We start from the raw sequence: 22,568 nt of genomic DNA, 5'->3' as shown, positions 1-22,568 counted from the left end.
GAACGGTTAGAGCGATCGAATCGCGTCTAGGAGTTCTTGGGGAGAATCGACGGCGAAATCGGGGTCGAACTTTGATAAGGCTTCGCGAGAATTGAATCCCCAACTGACGGCGATCGATTTAATTCCCACGTTTTTCGCCGACTCGATATCGCGGGTTTCGTCGCCGATATAAACGATGCGATCGCGATCGAGGTTTTCTCGGCGTATGGTTTTGCGAAACAGCCGTTCTTTTCCGAAAATGGTCAATCCAGAATAGACGAAATCGAAGTACTGTTCGAGTCCGTTGGCGTTTAAAAATTTGCGAACGTTTTTTTGAGAGTTTGAGGTTAAAATTCCCAGTTGAAACCCGGCGAGCTTTAATTCAATTAAAGAATGTTCTATGTTTTCAATGGGTTTAAGGCGATCGATGCGTTCGCTCAGCAGCCGTTGCGCTCTGAAAATCACCCAAGGAAGCTGAAAATAGGAAATTCCCGATTGCTTCAAAATTTGACGAGAGCTGAGAGTTTTATAATGTTCGACGACTTCAGGACTCGCCTCGGGATAGCCAAAGGTTTGAGCGAGATCGTTGATAATTTCGACGATGGTTTCTAAGGTATCTGCGATCGTTCCGTCAAAGTCAAAAATAACGGACTCGATCGAGGTTCGATCGAGATCGGGAGTGGGGATCGCGGTTTCCATCGAGATCGGGATCGATTGACTGGTCATCGTTTTCGTATCGAATTACACTTTGATTTTAGCGAATCTTGCGATCGCCTTTCTCTCGTATCGCCGACCGTTAAAAAGAATAGCGATCGCAGAAATTTGTAATTGAGATCGAACGCTGAGTATTTTGACCTAGAAGCTTGTCCGAACGAGGAATTCGACTCAGCAAGGCTTTCCTTTAGCCCTGTGGCAGTGGTATTGTAAAAATAAGTTTTTTTTCAAAACGGGCGATGGAGCTCGCCCCAACCGCCTGTAAACCGCCGCAAACGGCAGAGTTTAAGGCTGATGGCTCCTACACTTCCAGGTCGAACTGGAGGGTAGGAGTTAGTTTAACGTGCGTTCCGAACCTCCAGACGACGAAATTCGACTCAACGTCTCAAGGAGAACGGAATGTTAGCCAGTGCTTTGTGGATTCTCGCGATGGGGTTTTTCGGCGGTCAAATCGCCCGTCGCCTCGGACTTCCGCCCCTCGTCGGCACCATTATTATCGGAATTCTCGTCGGACCTCAAATCGGAAACGTTCTGAGTCCACAGGTTCTCGCCTCCGCCGACGATTTGCGAACCGTCGCCGTGACCATCGTACTGATGAAAGCGGGATTGGGACTCGATCGCGACAAACTCGCCCGTCAAGGTTCCGTCGCGTTGCGCTTGGGATTTCTCCCCGCCGCCGCTGAAGCCCTCGTCGTCGCCGTCGCCGCCACGCTGCTGTTTGGATTCGACGTTCCCACGGGGCTGATTCTCGGCTGTATCATCGGCGCAGAATCCCCCGCCGTCATCGTTCCGGGGATGTTGCGCCTCAAAAGTCTCGGGTGGGGCGTCGAAAAAGGGATTCCCGACGCGATTTTAACGGGAAGCGCCCTCTCAGATGTCTTGCTGTTGTTGGTGTTCAGCCTGTTACTGGGATTCCTCGAACAACAAACGCAAACCGGGTTGACGCTGGGGGCGATTTCCCTGTCTCCCGTGCAACTTCTCCCCTTACAAGTCCTTCTCAAAATCGTATTAGGCGTGTTTTTCGGCTATCTCGCCGCCCGCTTGTTGGTGTCGCTTCTCGTCAAACAAAATTGGACGCAAACCGCCGTTCAAGATGTCGCGATCGCCGCCTGTCTCGCGTTATTTTTAACCATTGCAGACAAAGCCGTTCCCGTCTATTCCGGCTATTTGGCGGTGATGTCGATGGGGTTTTTCCTCATCGAACTCGACACCCCCTTGGCGAGACGGTTGCGAGGGGGATTCGACGCCCTCTGGACGATCGCCGAAATCGTTTTGTTCGTGTTGTTGGGGGCGACGTTGCAGCTTGAGGTGTTAGAGGCGGTGTTGTTACCGGGGTTGTTGCTGTTAGCGGTAGGGTTACTCGTGGGGCGATCGATCGGTTGGTGGCTGTCTACCCTGGGAAGCGACTGGAATCGCAAAGAACGATTGTTTCTGTTACCGGGAAATATGGCGAAAGCGACCGTTCAAGCCGCGATCGGCGCGATTCCCCTGGCGCGAGGCATTGAAGGGGGCGATGTTATCCTAGCCTTAGCCGCCCTCTCGATTTTGGTAACGGCTCCCGTGGGGGCTTGGGCGACGCAAACCTTTGCGCCGACGCTGTTAGAACGAGGAACCGTCGATCCCACAAAAGTCGCCACCATCGGACGCCCGGTGTTTTTAGCAGCGATCGATACCTCGGAAATGGCACCTCGGGTCTTGGCGAAAGCGGCGGATTTAGCCCGTCGCAGCGACGGCGAAGTGCTAGTGTTGCACGTGAGCGATCGCCCCGAAGAAGAAGACTTACACTATTTGCGATCGCAGATTCGACGACTCCTGGCTGACATTCGCCACGACTTCCTCGTCTTACCCGGCGTCATTCCCGAAACTATCACCACTGTCGCGCGATCGCGCCGCGTCACCGATATCGTCATCGCAAAACAGGGACATCACGCCTGGGAAACGGTTTTAGTCGGTTCCGTCTCGCAAACCGTGTTAGAAACCAGTGCGGTTCCCGTGGTACTCGTCAACGGCGAAACCGACTAATTGTCTCTTGCAATTTCAACGACGGCGGGAAAACCAGCCAAAAAGGTTGATATCTCCCTGCATTTTCTCGAATTCCTGACGGTGGCGTTCGGCGGTTTCGTAGTACCACTGACAATACGCCTCGAAATCCCGCCGATATCCAACTTCTCGATGAAACTCGCGGGTGACATGGTGCGTCTCGATGCGATCGTCGAGTTGCGGTGGGGGAACGAAGACAATGCGGTTAATTCCGTCAGACATAGGAGTTCTCAGTATTTCAGAAAACAGGGCGATCCCTTTTAAGCGATTGTAAGCAATCGATCGGTCTCGTCAATTCCAAGCCGTTGTCCGCCGCGTCCTCTTCCAAATCCCCGATAATAAAGAAAACGCAACCGTAACAAAACGTAAAGCATGGCAAGAGACTTACGGGGATTCCTCAACCTACTCGAAGAACGCGGACAACTGCGCCGCATCGACGCTTTAGTCGATTCTGACTTAGAAATCGCCGAAATTTCCAACCGGATGTTGCAAGCCGGAGGCCCCGCCCTCCTGTTCGAGAACGTTAAAGGCGCAGACTTTCCCGTCGCCGTGAACCTGTTGGGAACCGAACAGCGGGTGTGCTGGGCGATGAACATGGAAAAACCCCAGGAACTCGAAGAACTCGGCAAAAAACTGGGGATGTTACAACAACCCAAACCCCCGAAAAAGATATCTCAAGCCATCGAATTCGGAAAACTCCTCTTCGACGTGGTGAAAGCCAAGCCGGGGCGAGATTTCTTTCCCCCCTGTCAACAAGTCGTCGTGGAAGGGGACGACCTCGATCTCAACAAAATCCCCATGATTCGCCCCTATTGCGGCGATGCAGGGAAAATTATCACCTTGGGATTGGTCATTACCAAAGACTGCGAAACCGGAACCCCCAACGTGGGCGTGTATCGGTTGCAGTTGCAATCGAACAATACCATGACGGTACATTGGCTCTCAGTTCGCGGCGGGGCGCGACATCTGCGGAAAGCCGCCGAACGGGGTCGAAAACTAGAAATTGCGATCGCCCTCGGCGTCGATCCCTTGATTCTCATGGCGGCGGCGACGCCGATTCCCGTAGACTTATCAGAATGGCTGTTCGCCGGACTTTACGGCGGTTCCGGGGTTCCCCTGACGAAATGCAAAACCCTGGATTTAGAAGTTCCCGCCGCATCTGAATTCGTCCTCGAAGGAACGATTACCCCCGGCGAAATGCTTCCCGACGGACCCTTTGGCGACCACATGGGCTATTACGGCGGTGTAGAAGACTCGCCCCTGATTCGCTTCCACTGCATGACGCACCGCAAAGATCCCGTCTATCTCACCACCTTTAGCGGTCGTCCGCCGAAAGAAGAAGCCATGATGGCGATCGCCCTCAACCGCATTTACACGCCGATTTTACGGCAGCAGGTGTCCGAAATCGTAGATTTCTTCCTACCGATGGACGCCCTGAGTTACAAAGCGGCGATTATCTCCATCGACAAAGCCTATCCCGGTCAAGCCCGCCGCGCCGCCTTAGCCTTTTGGAGTGCCTTACCGCAGTTTACCTATACGAAATTCGTCATCGTCGTAGACAAAGATATTAACATCCGCGATCCCCGTCAGGTCGTGTGGGCGATTTCCTCAAAAGTCGATCCCAGTCGCGATGTCTTTATCCTCCCAAACACCCCTTTCGACACCTTAGATTTCGCCAGCGAAAAACTGGGGTTGGGCGGACGCATGGGAATCGACGCCACGACGAAAGTTCCCCCCGAAACCGAACACGAATGGGGAGAACCGTTAGAATCCGATCCCGACGTCGCGAAAATGGTCGATAGCCGCTGGGCGGAATACGGCTTAGCCGATCTCGATTTAAGCGATGTCGATCCCAACAAGTTCGGTTACGAAGTCAATTAACCCGAACCGTAGGGTGCTGTGACGCGGGCGCCAAAATGCCGCCCCCCACCGTAAAATGACATTCCCGCGTCACGCACCGCCCCCACCGGGAAGTGATGAGATAATGAAGAGATGGAGAAAGGAACCGTAGGGTGCCGTGACGCGGGCGCAAAAATGCCGCCCTCCACCGTAAAATGACATTCCCGCGTCACGCACCGCCTGTTTACCAATGCGGTTCGCCAAATAACACCATCGAACAATTGAGTTGCTTGAGGAGTTTTTCGGCGACGTCGCTCACCGCCAATCCCCCCGCCGTTCGGCGACGACGGGAACACAAGACCACCATTTCCGTCGATCGCGCCGCTTCGACGATCGCCTGAGCGATATCGTCGTGAACGATGGACTTCATCTCCGCTTTCACCTGGACTTCAGTTTGAGAAAACACCGCCATCAGCGACGACTCGAAAGCCTCGATTTGTTCGGGAGTCGTGAGGCGATCGCACACGTGCAGCAACGTCAACTCCGCATCGTTGGAAGCGGCGAACAACTGGGCGAACCGCATCGCCTCCACCACTTGCGGGGCGAGACTTTTCACCGGAACGAGAATGCGATGGATGTTTAACGGATCGTCTAACAAACGCATCACTCCCACCGGACAGTGAGACGACCAAAACACGCTATCGATGACGTTTCCGAACAACCGCGCCCGAATCCCGATGTTTTCGTTCCACCCCATGACGATCGCGCTGGCGTTCTGTTCGCGGGCGGTTCGACTGATCCCGTGAGCGACGTCGCTATCGATGCGGATGCGGGGGGTCGCCTCGACCTCGAACTCTTGACTGACATCTAACGCCCGTTGCAACAGCCGTTCTCCCCGCGCGATCGCCGCATCTAACTCCGGTTCGTCCATGTGGGCGTGGGCCGGCGCAATCGACAGCGGCACGATCGATCCCCCCCGTTGACGGGCGATAATCGCCGCCATTTCGATCAAATAGCGTTCGGTGAGGGGATTCGCCACCGGAACCAACACCGTAAACGGCTTTTCCGACTGGAAAAACGGAATCGAGGGGGAGGTTTCCGGTTCCGGCGGTTTCGCTGTAGCAGGAGACAGGGGAAGTTTCCGGGCGAAGTGGGACGTCGCCACCGGCCCCACCACCGACGTCACCAGCATCAACACCACGACGCTGTTAAACACCGACTCGGGCAACAATCCCGCCTGATTCCCGGCTAAGGCCAAGGCCGCCGCCAACGTCGCCGCCACCTGGGGAATCGACAGCGACCACATGGTCATCGTCGCCGGCCAACTGTACCGATAGAGCAGTTTCGACGCCATTGCCGCGAGAAACTTACTCACCAGCAGCGTCGCCACGATCGCCACCATCAAACCGAAATTGCTGGTAAAGCTTTCGAGAAACGCCGAAACATCCAGCAGTAACCCCATTCCCACGAAGAAAAACGGGATAAACAGGGTACTACCGACGAATTCCACTTTGTCTTCTACCGGCCCCCGTCCGACCACATCGTTGACGGCCAAACCCGCTAAAAACGCCCCGACGATTTTATCGACGTTAATCAGTTGAGATCCCACCGCCGCCACGAACACCGCCAACAACACGAACAAAAACTGGTTGCTTTCCTCGTTTCCGGTGCGGCGGAAGTATTCTTTCCCCGCCCAGTCCAAGCCGACCAGTACCGCAACGGCGTACAGTCCCAAGGCGACCAATTGCACCACCAAACTGGTGGCCGAAAACTCCCCGGCGTGAATCGAGACGCAAATCGCCAAAACGAGTAAGGCAGCAATGTCGGTGAAAATCGTCGCACCGATCGTCACGGTAATGGCTTCGTTGCCACCGACCCCCAATCGGGTTACGATCGGATAGCCTAGCAGGGTATGAGAAGCCATTAAAGACCCGATGAGAATCGCAGCGTTCGGGCCGAAACCGAAGATCGTCGCCACGGCCGTACCCATCAACAGGGGAACGGCAAAGGTGGCGAGGCCGAACCCGAGCGATCGATCCTTTTTCTTACGAAATTCCGCCAGATCGATTTCTAAACCGGCCACGAACATCAGATAAATCTTACCGATGTCCGTAAACAGCATCATAGAGTCTGCTTCGGGATCGAGAAATCCCAACCCGTCGGGTCCGAGAACCACCCCGGCCGCGATCAATCCCACGAGTCCTGGGAGGCGCAATCGCTCGAACAAGGGGGGTACCGTCAGCACGACTAACAGCAAAATCGTAAAGGGAACGATCGGCGTGTCTGGAAGCAGTTGTTGCAGGTGTTCCATAAATTTCGAGCGCGTAATGGAGAAGCCAAGTCGGACGATCGCGCCATTTGCCTTTCGGTCGATCGCTTCGTTCAGTTTTTTTTATTCTTGTAATTTAAATCTTTAAATCACAAGTTTAGCTAATAGCTTATACTGTAAAATAGCATATTTTTTTGTATACAAAAACACGCGATCAAAATGCCTGATATCGTAGACATTGCCGTAGGTGCGGGGTCGTTTGAAACCCTCGTCACCGCTGTTAAAACCGCCGACTTAGTGGACGTGCTGAAAAGTCCCGGCCCTTTTACCGTCTTCGCTCCCACCGACGACGCCTTTGCCAAACTCCCCCCCGGAACGATTCAAACCCTCGTTCAAAATCCTCCGCAATTGGCACGAATCCTTAAATATCACGTCGTTGCCGGGAAGTATACTCGTACCGATCTCGAAAACGTTTCCTCCCTCGATTCCGTCGAAGGTGCGCCCATTTCTATCGACTGTTCGGACAGCTTTGAAGTAAAAAACGCAACCGTTGTCAGCGCCGATATCGAAGCCGATAACGGCGTGATTCACGTCATCGACAACGTAATTTTGATGGGATAGTCGGATCGGTTCCCATCTCCCTTAAAATGAGAGGGGTGTCCGTCAGCTTCGGAGGTTCATGTCCGCACCGATCGCGCAACCGACATCCCTCGAGTTTGCCCTCAAACAACATTTCGGCTACGATCGCTTTCGCCCCGGCCAGCAACAGATCGTCGAAACCGCCCTTCAAAACCGCGATCTGCTGGTGATTATGCCCACCGGCGGCGGAAAATCCCTCTGTTACCAACTCCCGGCGTTGCTGCGTCCCGGCGTAACGGTGGTGGTATCGCCGCTGATCGCCCTCATGCAAGACCAAGTTCAAGCCTTGCAAAACAACGGCATCGGGGCGACCTTTCTCAACAGTACCGTCAGCGGCATCGAAATTCGCGATCGCGCCCGATCGGTTCTCAGCGGAGACGTCAAACTTCTCTACGTTGCCCCCGAACGGCTGTTGAGCGATAATTTCCTGCAATTTCTCGAGACTGCGCGATCGCAAATCGGACTGGCTGGATTCGCCATCGACGAAGCCCACTGCGTCTCGGAATGGGGTCACGACTTCCGCCCGGAATACCGCCAACTCTCCCAACTGCGACACCGCTACCCGGACGTTCCCGTAATGGCGTTAACCGCCACCGCCACCGATCGCGTCCGTCAAGACATCATGCAACAACTGGCGTTGAACCAACCCCACATCCACGTCGCCAGTTTCCACCGCCCCAACCTCTACTACGAAGTTCGCCCCAAAACCCGCAACACCTACTCGGAAATTCTGCAAGTCGTCCGACAGGGAGGTTCGGGAATCGTCTACTGTCTCAGTCGCCGCCAAGTGGACAAACTGGCGTCTCAACTCCAAGACGACGGGATTGCTGCCTTACCTTACCACGCCGGAATGAGCGATCGCGATCGCGCGGAAAACCAAACCCGTTTCATCCGCGACGACGTGCAAGTTATCGTCGCCACGATCGCCTTTGGAATGGGAATCGACAAACCCGACGTTCGCTTCGTCATCCACCACGATCTCCCCAAAACCCTCGAAAGTTACTATCAAGAAACTGGACGGGCGGGACGGGACGGCGAACCCTCTCGCTGTATCCTATTTTTTAGTTACGGCGACGTGGGAAAAGTCGAGTGGATTATTCACCAAAAACCCGACGCCCAAGAACAGCGCATCGCCAAACAACAATTGCGCCAAGTCATCGATTACGCCGAAAGTACCGAATGTCGCAAAGCCATTCAACTGCGATATTTCGGCGAAGAACTCGATCGCCAATGCCAACAGTGCGATAACTGTCGCCAGCCCAAACCCGTCGAAGACTGGACGATCGAGGCGATGAAATTCCTCTCTTGCGTCGCCCGCTGTCGCGAACGGTTCGGCGTTACTCACATCATCGACGTGTTGCGCGGTTCCCGCAAACCCAAACTTCAGAAATACGGACACCACCAACTTTCGACTTATGGAATCGGCAAAGATCGCACCGCCGAAGAATGGAAATTACTGGCGCGATCGCTCAAACAACGGGGATTTGTGGACGAAACCGACGACGGTTATCCAGTGTTGAAACTCAATCCCCTCAGTTGGGAAATTATGCGGCGACAGCGCAAAGTCGAAATCGCCGTTCCGCGCAAAGTCTCGGTGACGGAAACCGACAACCGCAGTCAAGGGGCGATCGATGCAGAAATGCTGTTGTTCGAGTTGCGATCGCTTCGCAAACAAATCGCCGACGAGCGATCGGTTGCACCTTACACCATTTTTGCAGATTCCACGTTGCAACTGATGGCGCGACAGCAGCCCCAAACCTTGAAGGCTTTTTCAAGACTCTCTGGTGTCGGGAAATACAAACTCGAAGAATATGGCGATCGCTTTGTGGGTCTCATTCGCGAATACTTGCGAAAACAGAGTTCGGTGTCGATGCGATCGTCCGTCAAAGCTTCGGCGACATCTTATCACCAATATTCCGATACCCGCAGCCATACTCTAGCCCTGTTTCAACAAGGAATGGCGTTAGAAGACATTGCCTTAGAGCGCAATCTTTCCCCAAAAACCGTTCTTTCCCATCTCGAAGTTTTAATTCGCACTGGAGAAGACATCGATCTCGATCGCCTCGTTTCTCCAGAACGTCAACAAGTCATTCGCAGTGCCGTTCGCACCTTAAATTCTGAAACACTCAAGCCAATTTACGAATATTTAGGTGGCGGAGAATACAGTTACGAAGAAATTCGCCTCGTGAAAGCTAAAATGGATGTTTTAAATGAATAAAACAAGGCTAAATATTCAGCCCAAAAAATAAATTCAAAAAAAATATGGTACGTGCAATTCCCGCCAGTCAAGTGACACTTCGCACGCTGAAACAAAAATTTGCACTTCAGCAAACGTCAGATCCAGAATTTTTTCCCGAATGGTTAGAAACTCACCCAAATCTAATCGAACTCGAACAGCAGTATCTCGATCGCGTCAAGGACAACTTTTTAGCGTTAAGGGAAGATCCGCCGAGGCTGGAAAACAGCATCAAAATGGTAGTCCTCGCCCCCTTACTCGATTTAGCCGGATTTTATCGCAAGCCGTTTCGCCTCGAAACCGAACCGAGTATCACCTTGGAAATGGAAGACGAAGGAACGGTTGTTCGAGGACGAATTGACGTTTTAGTGCAAAAAAACCGCCTGTGGTTGCTGGTTATCGAATCCAAACGCAGCGATTTTTCCGTCACTCGCGCCGTTCCCCAAGCACTCGCCTATATGCTGTCAAATCCTCACGGAAATCGCCCTAGCTTCGGCGCGATCGTCAACGGAAACGAATTTTTGTTTCTCAAAGCCCTTCGCCAACCCGTGGCGCAATACGCCAACTCGCGACTGTTTTCGCTAGTGAACCCCGGAAACGAACTCTATGCCGTATTGCAAATCCTAAAGCAGTTGGGACGCGCCGTCGTGACGACAGAAAACAACTAGATCGGCAAACAAACCGGTAACGCAACGAAAACCGAATCTCGTATTACCCTTAAAACAAAGAAGATCTAAAGGGAAATCGATGCAGGTTACAGTTTGGCCGGGTAAACCCTATCCGTTGGGCGCACATTGGGACGGTCATGGGACAAACTTTGCCATTTACAGCGAAAACGCCACCCAAGTCGAACTCTGCTTGTTCGATCGCGACGGTCTCGAAACCCGCGTTCCGTTAACAGAAATTGAGAGTTACGTTTGGCACGGCTACTTACCAGAAATCGAACCGGGTCAACGCTACGGATTCCGAGTTCACGGGCCTTTCGACCCCGAACGGGGATATCGGTTCGATCCCAACAAACTCCTCATCGATCCCTACGCCAAAGCCCTCGATGGCGAAATTCAGTACGACGAGGCAATTTTCAGCTATCTCTTGGACGACCCCAACGAAGATCTATCGTTTTGCGATCGCGACGATACCGAGTTCGTCCCCAAAGCGATCGTTGTAGACGAGTCCTTCGACTGGGACGGCGATCGCCTCCTCGACATTCCCGAACACGAAACCGTCATCTACGAGATGCACGTCAAAGGCTTTACCAAAAAAAGTGGGTTTAAAGCCCCGTCCTTCTAGGACGGTTAACTTATGTTAAAAACAAGGTTATCCAAAATAAAGTCCAGTAAAATAAAACCATGATAGTAAGAGAAGCCAAGTTGTTGAATGGGTCTAAGGCACAATATAAAGCCTTAGATGAAGCCATAAGAACTGCTCAGTTTATCAGAAACAAAGCAGTAAGGTTATGGCGAGATGAGTCTAAAGTAGATAAGGCTCGTCTCTCTCTGCTATGCAAAGAATTGGCGCGTGAGTTTCCTTTTGCCAAAAAGTTAAACTCAATGGCACGTCAGGCATCATCAGAGAGAGCTTGGAATTCTATCTCTAGCTTCTATCGTCGCTGTAGAGAAGGAGCCAAACAGAAAGGTTATCCTCAGTTTAAAAAGCATTCTCGTTCAGTTGAGTATAAAACTTCAGGCTGGAAACTTTCAGAGGACTGTTTAGCTATTAATTTCACCGATGGCTTTAAGGCGGGTAAGTTTTCTGTGTTTTGCGATCGTGAGACCAGAGAGGACTTGTTCAGACTCAAAATTAATCGGGTGAGAGTGATTAGGCGAGCTGATGGTTATTATGCTCAATTCTGTTTTGATGCCACTCGAAAAGAAATAGGAAACTATACCGGAAATGCGATCGGCATTGACTTAGGCTTAAAGTATTTCTACAAAGACCAAAACGACAATGCGACAACCTATCCCAAGTATTTGAGACGGGCTGAAAAACGAATTAAGAAACTACAGCGACGGCTATCCAGAAAGTTTGTTAAGGGTAAAAAGCCTCAATCAAACAACTACCAAAAAGCTAGGATTAGACTGGGCAAGGCTCATTTGAAGGTTCAACGCCAACGTAAAGACTGGGCAGTTAAGTTAGCTCGGTGCGTAGTAGCATCTAACGATGTTGTGGTATACGAAGACCTGAAGATACAAAACCTGGTCAAGAATCATCATTTGGCAAAGTCTATTTCTGACGCTTCGTGGTATCAATTCACTCAATGGCTAGACTATTTTGGGAAAGTTTGGGATAAAACAGTGATAGCTGTTGCACCGAATTATACATCTCAAGATTGTTTTAACTGTGGTCATCGAGTGAAGAAATCACTCAGTACTAGAACTCATCAATGTCCTCAATGCAAGATAGAAATTTGTCGTGATACGAATGCGGCATTAAATATCTTGAAGAAAGGGATGAACGTTCTAGGTATTGAGTGGAATCACAGTACCCAAGGGCATTGGGAAACTGCTGGGGAACCAGGAACGCTTGAGGAGACTACCACCCCTGCTGTCGATAGGCAACTTGAAACAGTAAGTGGTGTCGATGAATCAAGAATCACTTTGTGAGAATCCCCGTGCGTTCACGCCGGGGAGTATGTCAAACAGGAGATTCGTCGGTGTCGGTCTCCGCGCGATCGATCCTGTTGTTGCAACGGGAGTGAAACGCTGCTGCAACTGCCATTTGGGACATGAGGACGAGGCGATCGCCCTGAAGATTTTACATGACGTCTTGCCAGCGGCGAACTTGTTGTAACAGTCGTGCCACTTCGATCGCCTCCCAGATTTCGCCCTCTTCGACGAGTACGTCTAAGGCGGTTTCTAAGGTCGCGATCGCCTCTTCAAACTGCTGAAGCCGAGCTAAGGCTCTTCCCAACCCCTTCAACGCTCGAACGTAATCTTCGTTGACCTCGAGGGCGCGTTCGTAGAGCGATACGGCTTCTTCTAAACGGCCTTGACTGGCGCGGAGATCGCCCAACGCGTTGTAGGCTAGAGCGTGGTCTTCGTTGAGGCGGATCGCTTCTTGGTATTCTTCGGCCGCTTCTTCGTAGCGATATTGGGCAAACAGCGCGTTCCCGAGTTTATAGCGAACGAGGGAGTCTTGAGGGTAGCGATCGCGCAGTTCGCGGAAAATGACTTCAGCGGCTTCGTAGTCGCGATCGCGAAACAAGTCGTTTCCTTCGCGAAACAGTTCCCGGCGATCGAGGTTTTCCGCTTGCTGACTCGGAGGGAAGGGCAGAGAATCCACCATCTGCGCGATCGCCATCTGCGGTGTCAACGTGGCGAGGGCGACAACCCCTCCCAACAGGGTCGATCGAACGGCGTTAAACTGACGGTACGACGTATTCAAAGTCAGGCGATCGAAAAACGACACGAGGCGACACCCTCTCCCAATCTAAAACGTTTAAAAAAACCATAACAGAAACTCGAGCTTCTACGATCGCCTGACTTTGCAGCCATGTTACCCACCGACTTACTCAGCTACCGACACACCGGCGAAACCCTCACTCCCAAACGCCTTCCCCTCGACGATCGCCATTTACAACTGGCGCAGGCGGCGATCGATCTTTTTCAACGCTGCCTCAACGATACCCAAGGAGAACTCACGCGCCGCCTGAAAGAGTGGGAAGGCGACAGTCCCGATTATCGCCTGCGACGGGGGCTGGCGCACCTTCTCAAAAGCAAATGTTGCACCTTCGAGATCGTCAGTCCCCTCGATCCTCCCCAACTGCGACAGCGGGTATTTGCCCTTTCAGCACAAACTGTCCCCAGTCGCCAGTCTGCCGTCACCACCCTCGATCGCCTCGCCACAGAACTCAGCCGCGAACTCGAATCTGACGTCACCCTCGAGGCTATTCGGCGGGGACTCTACGCCGACTTACAAGAAAACCGCATCCTCACCGAATTCGATCCCTTCACCCCCGAAAACCTCCTGCACTATTACAACCTCTCGCAAGTTCAGGGGATTTTCTACCGCGCCAGCGACGTGATTATTAATGCCCATCGCAACGTCCCCGGTCAGTATAAGTTGCTCTTTCGTTACCTCAAACTCTTCAGTTTGATGTTTTACATCGAAGGAGACGCCGACTGCGGCTTTACCATCACCATCGACGGCCCGACGAGTTTGTTCAAACCCAGTACCCGCTACGGCTTAGCCATTGCCAAACTGATTCCGGCGTTACTCCACGTCACTCGTTGGAGTCTCAAAGCCACCTTACACACCCGCAATCCCCAAACAAAAACGACCCGCATCGGTCGCTTCACGTTAAATTCCGATTGTGGTCTCGTCAGTCACTATCCAGCGGGCAAACCTTACGATTCGATGCTCGAACAGTCCTTCGCCGAACGCTGGGAAACCTTAGATACCCCTTGGCAGCTCGAACGGGAAGTGGATTTAATTCCCATTCCCGGCAGCGTCATGGTTCCCGACTTCCGCCTCGTCCATCCAGACGGACGGGATGTCTTGCTCGAAATTGTCGGGTACTGGCGACCGGAGTATTTAAAAAAGAAATTTTCGCAAGTACGACAAGCGCTCGATCGCCGCTTAGTTTTAGCTGTGTCGGAGCGGTTGAACCTCGAAAAAGCTGGGGTTCGCATCGACGACATTCCGGTGAAAGTGGTTTGGTTCAAAGAAAAACTGCAACCCCAAGCCGTTCTCGCCGCCCTCGACGACAGTTAGACGCGCAGTTTGCGAATCATCTCTCGCAATACGTCGGTTTTCGTTTTACCCCGCTGGATACAGTAATGTTCTAACCGTTCGAGTTCGCCCGTCGGCAGGCGGATGGTTAGAACTTTATCAGAAGGGGGTTTCGTTCGAGCCATAGGGAACGATCGATCGGTTTCGTGTATTGAACGGGCTAAGATAAACCGATACTTCGATCCGGCCTCACGTCGAGTCTGTATGGGGCTGCCGGCTCCTAGCGTCTCGTCCTGACGGAGCAGTTCGGCGTGTTGAGTTCTACACAACCGTCGAGAACGAGCGGCGACGTGCGCGCACCCAAGGGACAAGTCGTCGTTTCGAGAAGGATACAAAAGTTCGGTTTTCTCGATAATCCTAGGCTCGAGGCACTCGAGCCTATAGTACATTGTACTTATAATCGTTCGTTTGCAAACGTTTTCGCCAAAAAAATCTATAAAACGGGGAACAGTCACCAGTCACCAGTGAAGACAGCAAACAGATAACTGTTTCTCCCCCCTCTCCCCTTCTCCCCCTCTCCCCCTCTCCCCCTCTCCCTTTCTCATCTTCTCCCCATCGCTGCTAAGCTAGAAGGGATAGCTACTTTACACGAATCGGGCAATGAGCGACCAGAATCCTTACGAACAACTTGGCGTTACAGAAGGTGCCTCGTTCGAGGAAATTCAAGCTGCTCGCGATCGTCAAATCGAACAACACAACAACGACCGCAAACAGATCGAACAGATTGAAATTGCCTACGATGCCGTTTTGATGGATCGGCTGCGGTTGCGCCAACAAGGTAAAATCAAAGTCCCCGAGGGGATTCGTTTTCCCGAGCGATCGATGCCGGCGCCGCCTCAAACTGCCACACCCACAGCATCGAATCGAATGCCCGACTGGTTGCAAAGTTCCATCGACACTCCCAGTCAAAGCGACATTCTCTGGCCGGCAGGCGTGTTCGTCCTGTTGAGCGTTCTCAGTGCGGTCAGCGCGGAATACGCCCCCATCGCCCTCGCGTTCGGGGCAGGTGCGAGCTTGTATTTTCTCAACCGTAAAGAGAAACGATTCGGACGGGCGATCTTATTTACGTTAGTCGCGACGATCGTGGGAATTCTTATCGGCGGACAGTTGGCGGCATGGCTCGGCGCGCAGGTGGCTGCTGAAACTTTTGCCGCTTGGGTGACGTTCTTCTTGTTGTGGTTGGTGTCGAGCTTTTTGCGGTAAGACTCGTTTTCCGACTCGAGTTAACTGACGACTTGGGTTGCCCGTTCGACGACGAGATCGACGGCTTCGGTTAAGTCTTCGACGATGCGATCGGGGCGATAGGGGTTCAGTCGTTGTCGATCGCGGATGCCTGAGAGGACGCCGATAAATTTAACGCTGTAGGTACGGGCGGCGATCGCGTCGGCTTCGGTATCGCCCACCATCCACTGTTCGCCCGCTGGGGGAAGCTCCATCAACGCCTGTCGCATCAAGCGGGGTTTATCTTGGGTGTCGAGGCTTTTGGCTTCGTCGTTGCCGATGCAGTAGCGACGATGGGGGGGAAAGAAGCGATCGAGTCCGCACCGATAGAGGGCTTCTTCGAGTTCTCTCTGGCGGCGCATCGTCATCAGGACGAGATCGAGTCCCGATCGCTGCGCCCGTTCTAAGGCGTCGATCGCGCCGGGAATCAGGCGATCGTGGTGGAGATAGGGGGAACTGTGAACGGTTTGGCTGCGAAGTCGGGCGAACTGTCGGGCGCGATCGCGGTCGAGTCCAGAAATGACACCGATTTCGCGTTCGGGAACGCACGATCGCTTCAACTGCCAAAATTCGGATTTCGAGAGGCGTTTGACGGGGCGATCGCGGGGGCGCAACTGTTCGAGACAGTCTTGGTACACGCAATAATACCGATCGGACACGTCGACGATCGGCCCGTCGAAATCGGTGATGAGTCTGAGCATGGGGGGCGTGGAGTCGTGAGGTTTGCAGCTCTGGGTTAAGTTTTATCACATTTGGCTCGTGACGCTCGGTAAGAGCCGGACACTGTAGCGATCGCCGTTTGGTAGTGCCGTACTCTAATGATGCTGGTTAGTCACAATCCCTTTCGTGGTAAGGATTCAAAAACCACGGTAGCATTACTCCTCATCACAACCAGAGTCCCTGATAGTTATGATGCCAGCGATTCGTAATATTACTTAGAGTCTTTAAAGATGGCGCTACATTCTGTATCATCCTTATACAAATTACCATGAGTGAAATGGCGAAAAAGGGCAGCTTCGACAGAAATTGTTGTAGATCTTCATAAAATTTACTTATCTACTTAATCTCAACAAATTCTGTTAGATCGCAGGCTAAATTTCGGCAATATCGAGCGATCGGGACTCCAGCATCATTCAAACGCAACAAAACTGCAATTTAGACCTTTCTTTTTCCGGTTGAAATTTTTGACATCGTTTAGACTGACTAAATAGCGTTTGCAAGCAAACGCCCCTCTCCGAGTCAGGTCAGGGACTCTGTCGATTTTTTCCAAAAGCTCATGGCGCGTTTGACTTTAAGAAAAATTACAAGTAAACCCGAGGTGCGATCGCTGCTCGATCGCCTAGCTGAAACGTTACCCCAACCGTTTCAAATTGTCGATACTTACCAAAATATCTTACTCGAAACGGGTAAAACCATATCTCCCATTCGACATAATATTGAAATCTCGGATACCGTCTTAGGATGGGTTTTCGGGGATGATAACAGTCGTATTGTCGCCGATCTCTTAGTGTTTTCACTTCAACGAGAACTTGAAAAAAAATCACTAGCTCGCGAACTTTTAGAACGATATCAAGAACTCGACCTGTTTTATGAAATAGCCACGAAAATTACAGCAAGCCTCGACCTCAAAACCATTGCCAAGCTCGTCTTACAAGAAATTCAAGCCTCGATGCCTTTAACGAGTGGCTCGATTTGGCTGCTCGATAGCGCTTTACCCCACTCCCGCGAACCCGACGGTGCCACTGAAAGTCTGGACGAGGCTCGCCACCTCCACCTGCTCTTCCAAAGTGGCACGATCCTGCCCTGGGGAAACTCCCTCGCACTCGACGAGAGCATTCTCGGCGACATCGTCCGTCAAAGACGCAGTGAAATCGTCAACGATGTAATCCTCGATCCCAGAGCCAAAGCGGGCGATCGCCAACTGGGGTCTCTGCTCTGCGTTCCCCTCGTAGTGCGCGAAAGTATCACGCACTGCTACCGCGAACGCACCATCGGCGTTCTAGCCGTCTCCCACTACCCCGCCCTGACCTATAGCGCCGAACATCTCAAACTGCTGACCCTGTTCGCCGTCCAAACCGCGATCGCCATCGAAAAAGCCCTGCTCTACAATCGCAGCTGCGACGCCGCCGATCGCGCCCAACAGCAAGCCCAACAACTTCAAGCAGCGCTCCAAGAACTCCAACAAGCCCAAACTCACCTCGTCCAGAGCGAAAAAATGTCGAGTTTGGGGCAGATGGTGGCTGGCGTCGCCCACGAAATTAACAACCCCGTCAACTTCATCAACGGCAACCTCAGTCACGCCTGCGATTACATCCAAGACCTCCTCGGCCTCATCCTCCTCTATCGCCAACGCTACCCCAACGCCGACGAAGACATCGAAGACTTTCTCGACGAAATCGACCTCGATTTTCTCAACCACGACCTGCCCAAACTGCTGTCTTCGATGCAAGTGGGTATCGATCGCATTCGCGCGATCGTTCAGTCCTTAAGAAACTTCTCCCGCATCGATCGCGACAGTACCCAACCCACCGACCTGCACGAAGGTCTCGACAGTACCCTCCTCATCCTCAACCACCGCATTAAAGCCAAAGGCGGCCGTCCCGAAGTCAAAATCGAGCGACATTACGGCGATCTGCCCCTCGTCGATTGCTTTGCCGGACAGCTCAACCAAGTCTTCGTCAACATTATCGCCAACGCCATCGACGCAATGGAAGAAGCGGGAATTCCCCAACCCACGATCTCGCTCGGTACAGAATTTCGCGACGACCGTTGGGCAGTGATTCAGATCGCAGACAACGGCCCGGGCATGGACGAAGATGTAGCCAAACAAATTTACGACCCATTCTTTACCACCAAAGCTCTCGGTAAAGGAACCGGTCTCGGGTTAGCCATCAGCCGTCAAGTCGTCGTCGACAAACACGGCGGGCGGCTCGACTGTCGCTCCCAACCCGGCAAAGGGACGCAGTTCGAGATTTGGCTCCCGCTAGCACCGGAATTCAGAGAAACCTTACCCTCACTAGCAGCTTCCGGCGATCCCGACGAGGTAGAAGCCTCGATCGCGTCGTCGCGATCGGTCGATCCGGCCGCGATCGTGCGCTTTCAAGATCGCAACCCGACGCGTTACCAACACCTCGTCGAGCGCCTCGCTCGCTACAATCCCGAAATTCAGCATTTTTCTCCCGAGCGGATTTACCAAATGCTGATGTCGATGCCGATATTAATCAAGCTCTATCTCGCATCTCTCAAACTCGACGAGCGATCTCAGAGCGATCGCTCCGGTTCCTCTCACGTTGAAGCCGATGTCCGATCTCGCGAACCCTAACCCCCAATTCCGCGACGACCGCGATCGCGAAATCGCCGAACTGCGATCGCGCTTGTCCGCTCTCGAACACTCCTTTCTCAGCCGACAAACTGCCCTCTCGAACGTCATCGCCAACATTCGCGCCACCCTCGACCTCGAGGAAATCTTTCGGACGACGACCCGTGAAGTCCGACAACTCCTCGATGCCGATCGCGTGGGAATCTTTCGCTGGTTTTCCGAAAGCGGCAACCAAGACGGCGAATTCATCGCCGAAGATGTCGCCTCCGGTTACGATTCGGCCTTAGCAGCCCGAGTGCGCGATTACTGTTTCGGTGGAGAGTTCGCCCGAGACTACGTCCGCGGCCGCGTCCAAGCCGTCACCGACATTTACGACGCTGGATTGAGCGACTGCCACGTCGACATTTTGTCGCGGTTTCAAGTACGGGCGAATCTGGTGGTTCCCCTCAATAAAAACGACGAACTCTGGGGCTTGTTGTGCGTCCACCAATGCCGCGCGCCCCGAGCCTGGAGCGAGTCAGACGTGGAGTTCGCCCGTCAAATCGCCCTACATCTCGACGTGGCCATCCAACAAGCCGAAATGCTCGATCGCCTGCGCCAACAAAACCAGCAGCAAATCGAGCGTATCGCCACCAACGTTCCCGGCGTCATTTACCAGTTCCGCCTCGATGCCGACGGGTCGATCTCGTTTCCCTATTTTTCCGCTGGCAACGATGCCTTTGCCGAACTGTCTCCCCGCGACATCGAACGAAGCGCCGCTCACCTCATCGATCGCATCCATCCCGACGATCGCCGACAATTTGACGAGTCCGTGGTGCGATCGGCACGAACCCTCGCCCTCTGGGAGTGGGAAGGACGCATGACCATGCCGTCAGGAGCCGTGCGCTGGATGGAAGCGCGGGCCCGCCCCGAACGACAAGAGGACGGAACCGTCGTCTGGTACGGTTGGTTTAACGACTGCACCGAACAAAAGGCGATCGAAGAAGAACGACAACTGCTGGTGTCTCTCGTCGAAAACAGCTCGGACATTATCGGAGTGGCCGGCTTAAACGGCTTCGCACGCTATGTCAACGCCGCCGGACGCCAGACCTTGGGAATTTCCCCCGACGAGGACGTTACGAGCCGTCGCCTGTCAGAGTTTTTCCCCGCCGAAACGTTTCAATACATCGAGCAGCAGGTGTTGCCCGTCGCCTTTGAAACCGGTCGCTGGCGCGGCGAAGTTCAATTTCGGCACTTTCAAACTGACGAACCGATTCCCGTCGATTACAACCTGTTTACGATTACTCATCCGAAAACCGGTCAGTGTATGGGTTTAGCCACGGCGACGCGGGATATGAGCGAGTACAAACGGGTCGAGCGGGAACTGCAAGCCTCGAAGGAGTTCTTGCAACTGGTCATCGACAGCATTCCTCAACTGGTGGTGTGGAAAAATCGCGACGCCGTGTTTCTCGGCGGCAACCGACGGGTAGCCGACCAGGCCGGGCTCGATTCGGTCGCAGCGCTGATCGGCAAAACCGATCGCGATATGCCCTGGCAGGAGGCGGCTGAGGGATACGTCACCTGCGATCGCCGCGTCATGGACACTAACACGCCCGAATATCACACGATCTCGCTGCTGCCCCAGCCCGATGGAACGGTGCGATATTTGGATACGAACCGCATCCCGTTGCGGGACGAGGCGGGACAGGCCATCGGTGTCGTCGTCACCGCAGAAGACGTAACCGAGCGACAACAGGCAGAAGAGACACTTCAACGGACTCTGGCCGACCTCAGTGCCATTATCGACAACCTCGCCGACGGCCTGCTCGTCACCGATACCGCCGGACGCATTACGCGCTTCAATCCGAAGTTACGCTCGATGTTCGAGGTGGCTGAAGGGAATTTAATCGATCGCACCTGTGCCGAATGCGGGTTGTTGGAAGTGGCAACCCTCGTCGATCGCGTTCAGAAAACTCCCTCGGAACAGGTGTTGACCGCAGAACTTCCCCTCTCGGAAAATCGCACCGGTCAGGCGTTGGCGAAAAACGTTTTTAAAGAGACGTCTGAAGACGATAATTTCTGGAGCGGTTCGGTGATTTTGATTCGAGATGTGACCCTCGAGAAAGAAGTCGATCGCATGAAAACTGACTTTATCTCGACGGTGTCTCACGAGTTGCGAACGCCGCTGACGTCGGTGTTGGGGTTTGCCTCGATCGTACAGGAAAAACTCGAAGAGTCCGTGTTTCCGCTGGTGTTGGAGGGCGATCGCAAGGTTCAAAAACACGTGCGGCGCGTCCGGCAAAATTTAGACATCATTATCTCGGAAGCCGAGCGACTGACCGTGTTGATCAACGACGTGTTGGATATCGCCAAAATGGAAGCCGGGAAGGTGGAGTGGAACATGACGCTCCTCTCTGCTGAAGAGTTGCTCGATCGCGCTTTGGCTGCAACCTCGGCGTTAATCGACGGGAAGAATATCGAGATCCGACGCGAAGTCGAACCGGATTTACCGGAAATCTACGGCGATCGCGATCGATTGATTCAAGTGGTCATCAACTTACTCTCGAATGCCGTGAAGTTTACCGACGAAGGGACGATTACCTGTCGCGTCGAACATCGCGACAATTATCTCTGTCTCAGCGTACAGGATACGGGAATCGGTATCGCCCCTGAAGATATCGATAAAGTGTTTGATAAGTTCAAGCAAGTCGGCGAAACCCTCACCGACAAACCGAAAGGAACGGGGTTGGGGTTGCCTATTTGCCAGCAAATTCTCGAACACCACGGCGGTCGGATTTGGGCAGAAAGTCAGTTCGGCGAAGGTAGCACGTTTTCGTTTACCCTACCGATCGGCGATCCGTCAGAACGCCTGTTGCTTGAAGGCCGGCCGAACATCGACATTGCGCCGTTGATGCAGCAGTTACAGGAACATACGGCGACAGGTGGCCAGACGAACGCGGCGCGATCGCAGAAAACGATTTTGGTGGTGGACGACGACGAACACGTGCGGGAGTTGTTGCGCCAGTCCCTCGAGGCTCAAGGTTATCAGGTGAAGCAGGCCAAAGACGGCGTGGAAGCGATCGCCCAAGTGAAGCGATCGCGCCCCGATCTCATCGTTCTCGACGTGATGATGCCCTATATCGACGGGTTCGACGTGGCGGCGGTGTTGAAGAACGAGCCGCAAACGATGAAGATTCCCATTTTAGTGTTGTCGATTATTGAAGATCGCGAGCGGGGGGTTCGCGTGGGGGTCGATCGCTATTTAACCAAACCCATCGATCGCCAAGGGCTGTTGCGAGAAGTGGGGTCGTTGCTGTCTCAGGGATCGTCGAAGAAAAAGGTGTTGGTGGTCGATCGCGATGCCTCTGCGTTGAAAGTTCTCTCAGAAGTGTTGGCGGCTCAAGGGTATAGCGTCGCCGAAGCCTCGACCGATCTCGAGTGCATTGAAAAGGCTCTTTCGCTCAAACCCGATATTATTGCGATCGATTCTGATTTCTTTCAGCAACACGATATCGTTAAAACATTGCGGTTCGAGAAAGGGTTAGAAAACGTTTTGTTCGTGTTACTCGGCGATCGACAAGAATCTCGTTAAGGGGAGAAGT

General features: G+C 53.1%; 19 protein-coding genes and 1 riboswitch. Of the genes, 12 read left to right on the top strand and 7 right to left on the bottom strand.

The window, feature by feature from the left end:
- Nucleotides 1-6 precede the first annotated feature (6 nt).
- Entirely contained in the window at nt 7-705 is a 699-nt protein-coding gene (locus GEI7105_RS0120250) for an HAD-IA family hydrolase (protein WP_017662240.1), read from the bottom strand.
- A gap of 214 nt (nt 706-919) precedes the next feature.
- A riboswitch (Fluoride riboswitch) is annotated at nt 920-1,004 on the top strand.
- A gap of 88 nt (nt 1,005-1,092) precedes the next feature.
- Here GEI7105_RS0120250 and GEI7105_RS0120245 point away from each other — a divergent pair.
- A complete protein-coding gene (locus tag GEI7105_RS0120245) occupies nt 1,093-2,715 on the top strand; it encodes a cation:proton antiporter domain-containing protein (RefSeq protein WP_017662239.1) in 1,623 nt (540 codons plus the stop codon).
- A 15-nt stretch (nt 2,716-2,730) separates the two neighbouring features.
- Here the strand turns inward: GEI7105_RS0120245 and GEI7105_RS0120240 are convergent, their stop codons facing one another.
- Nucleotides 2,731-2,955 carry a hypothetical protein gene (locus tag GEI7105_RS0120240; protein ID WP_017662238.1) on the bottom strand — a complete coding sequence of 75 codons (225 nt, stop codon included), beginning with the start codon at nt 2,953-2,955 and terminating at the stop codon, nt 2,731-2,733.
- 150 nt (nt 2,956-3,105) lie between these two features.
- On the opposite strand from GEI7105_RS0120240, the gene GEI7105_RS0120235 reads away from it, so the two are divergent.
- On the top strand, nt 3,106-4,614 hold the full coding sequence (locus GEI7105_RS0120235) for a UbiD family decarboxylase (RefSeq protein ID WP_017662237.1): 1,509 nt from the start codon (nt 3,106-3,108) through the stop codon (nt 4,612-4,614).
- Between the two features lie 69 nt (nt 4,615-4,683).
- Here GEI7105_RS0120235 and GEI7105_RS38680 read toward each other — a convergent pair whose 3' ends face one another.
- Together GEI7105_RS38680 and GEI7105_RS0120230 are read right to left on the bottom strand one after the other, a co-directional pair.
- Entirely contained in the window at nt 4,684-4,836 is a 153-nt protein-coding gene (locus tag GEI7105_RS38680; RefSeq protein ID WP_158413237.1) for a hypothetical protein, read from the bottom strand.
- Nucleotides 4,817-6,883, bottom strand: coding sequence for a cation:proton antiporter domain-containing protein (locus GEI7105_RS0120230; RefSeq protein WP_017662236.1), 2,067 nt, complete (start codon nt 6,881-6,883; stop codon nt 4,817-4,819). The genes GEI7105_RS38680 and GEI7105_RS0120230 overlap by 20 nt, the downstream gene beginning before the upstream one ends.
- 177 nt (nt 6,884-7,060) lie before the next feature.
- Between GEI7105_RS0120230 and GEI7105_RS0120225 the strand changes: the two genes are divergently transcribed.
- The 6 genes from GEI7105_RS0120225 to GEI7105_RS38675 all read left to right on the top strand — a co-directional run bounded on the left by GEI7105_RS0120225 (nt 7,061) and on the right by GEI7105_RS38675 (nt 12,506).
- A complete protein-coding gene (locus GEI7105_RS0120225; RefSeq protein ID WP_017662235.1) occupies nt 7,061-7,462 on the top strand; it encodes a CO2 hydration-associated protein CupS in 402 nt (133 codons plus the stop codon).
- Between the two features lie 58 nt (nt 7,463-7,520).
- Nucleotides 7,521-9,698, top strand: coding sequence for a DNA helicase RecQ (gene recQ, locus GEI7105_RS0120220; RefSeq protein ID WP_017662234.1), 2,178 nt, complete (start codon nt 7,521-7,523; stop codon nt 9,696-9,698).
- Between the two features lie 44 nt (nt 9,699-9,742).
- On the top strand, nt 9,743-10,384 hold the full coding sequence (locus tag GEI7105_RS0120215; protein ID WP_017662233.1) for a type I restriction endonuclease: 642 nt from the start codon (nt 9,743-9,745) through the stop codon (nt 10,382-10,384).
- Nucleotides 10,385-10,463: 79 nt separating this feature from the next.
- Nucleotides 10,464-11,006, top strand: coding sequence for a hypothetical protein (locus GEI7105_RS0120210; RefSeq protein WP_017662232.1), 543 nt, complete (start codon nt 10,464-10,466; stop codon nt 11,004-11,006).
- A 59-nt stretch (nt 11,007-11,065) separates the two neighbouring features.
- Nucleotides 11,066-12,319: an RNA-guided endonuclease InsQ/TnpB family protein gene (locus tag GEI7105_RS0120205; protein WP_017662231.1), complete on the top strand. Its 1,254-nt coding sequence runs from the start codon at nt 11,066-11,068 to the stop codon at nt 12,317-12,319.
- A gap of 28 nt (nt 12,320-12,347) precedes the next feature.
- Complete coding sequence (locus GEI7105_RS38675) at nt 12,348-12,506, top strand: hypothetical protein (RefSeq protein WP_158413236.1); 159 nt, start codon at nt 12,348-12,350, stop codon at nt 12,504-12,506.
- Here GEI7105_RS38675 and GEI7105_RS33730 read toward each other — a convergent pair.
- The gene (locus GEI7105_RS33730) at nt 12,471-13,124 is read right to left on the bottom strand and encodes a tetratricopeptide repeat protein (RefSeq protein WP_017662230.1); all 654 of its coding nucleotides are present in this window, start codon (nt 13,122-13,124) and stop codon (nt 12,471-12,473) included. The two genes, GEI7105_RS38675 and GEI7105_RS33730, sit on opposite strands and share 36 nt — an antisense overlap.
- An 84-nt stretch (nt 13,125-13,208) precedes the next feature.
- Here GEI7105_RS33730 and GEI7105_RS0120190 point away from each other — a divergent pair, with 84 nt between their 5' ends.
- A complete protein-coding gene (locus GEI7105_RS0120190) occupies nt 13,209-14,429 on the top strand; it encodes a DUF790 family protein (protein WP_017662229.1) in 1,221 nt (406 codons plus the stop codon).
- On the opposite strand, the gene GEI7105_RS36215 is transcribed toward GEI7105_RS0120190, so the two are convergent.
- Complete coding sequence (locus GEI7105_RS36215; protein ID WP_017662228.1) at nt 14,426-14,572, bottom strand: ribbon-helix-helix protein, CopG family; 147 nt, start codon at nt 14,570-14,572, stop codon at nt 14,426-14,428. The genes GEI7105_RS0120190 and GEI7105_RS36215 overlap by 4 nt on opposite strands.
- Before the next feature lie 475 nt (nt 14,573-15,047).
- Between GEI7105_RS36215 and GEI7105_RS0120180 the strand changes: the two genes are divergently transcribed.
- The gene (locus GEI7105_RS0120180; RefSeq protein WP_017662227.1) at nt 15,048-15,650 is read left to right on the top strand and encodes a CPP1-like family protein; all 603 of its coding nucleotides are present in this window, start codon (nt 15,048-15,050) and stop codon (nt 15,648-15,650) included.
- Nucleotides 15,651-15,670: 20 nt separating this feature from the next.
- On the opposite strand, the gene GEI7105_RS0120175 is transcribed toward GEI7105_RS0120180, so the two are convergent.
- Nucleotides 15,671-16,369: an HAD family hydrolase gene (locus tag GEI7105_RS0120175; protein WP_017662226.1), complete on the bottom strand. Its 699-nt coding sequence runs from the start codon at nt 16,367-16,369 to the stop codon at nt 15,671-15,673.
- Between the two features lie 575 nt (nt 16,370-16,944).
- On the opposite strand from GEI7105_RS0120175, the gene GEI7105_RS31575 reads away from it, so the two are divergent.
- Both GEI7105_RS31575 and GEI7105_RS33725 read left to right on the top strand, forming a co-directional pair.
- Nucleotides 16,945-18,990 carry an ATP-binding protein gene (locus GEI7105_RS31575; protein WP_017662225.1) on the top strand — a complete coding sequence of 682 codons (2,046 nt, stop codon included), beginning with the start codon at nt 16,945-16,947 and terminating at the stop codon, nt 18,988-18,990.
- Entirely contained in the window at nt 18,968-22,558 is a 3,591-nt protein-coding gene (locus tag GEI7105_RS33725; protein ID WP_017662224.1) for a PAS domain-containing protein, read from the top strand. The genes GEI7105_RS31575 and GEI7105_RS33725 overlap by 23 nt, the downstream gene beginning before the upstream one ends.
- Nucleotides 22,559-22,568 lie beyond the last annotated feature (10 nt).

Source organism: Baaleninema simplex PCC 7105, from assembly GCF_000332355.1.
Lineage (GTDB): Bacteria > Cyanobacteriota > Cyanobacteriia > Cyanobacteriales > Geitlerinemataceae > Baaleninema > Baaleninema simplex.
The sequence above is the reverse complement of the archived record's forward strand: the minus strand, read 5'-3'. Positions and strand labels throughout refer to the sequence as shown.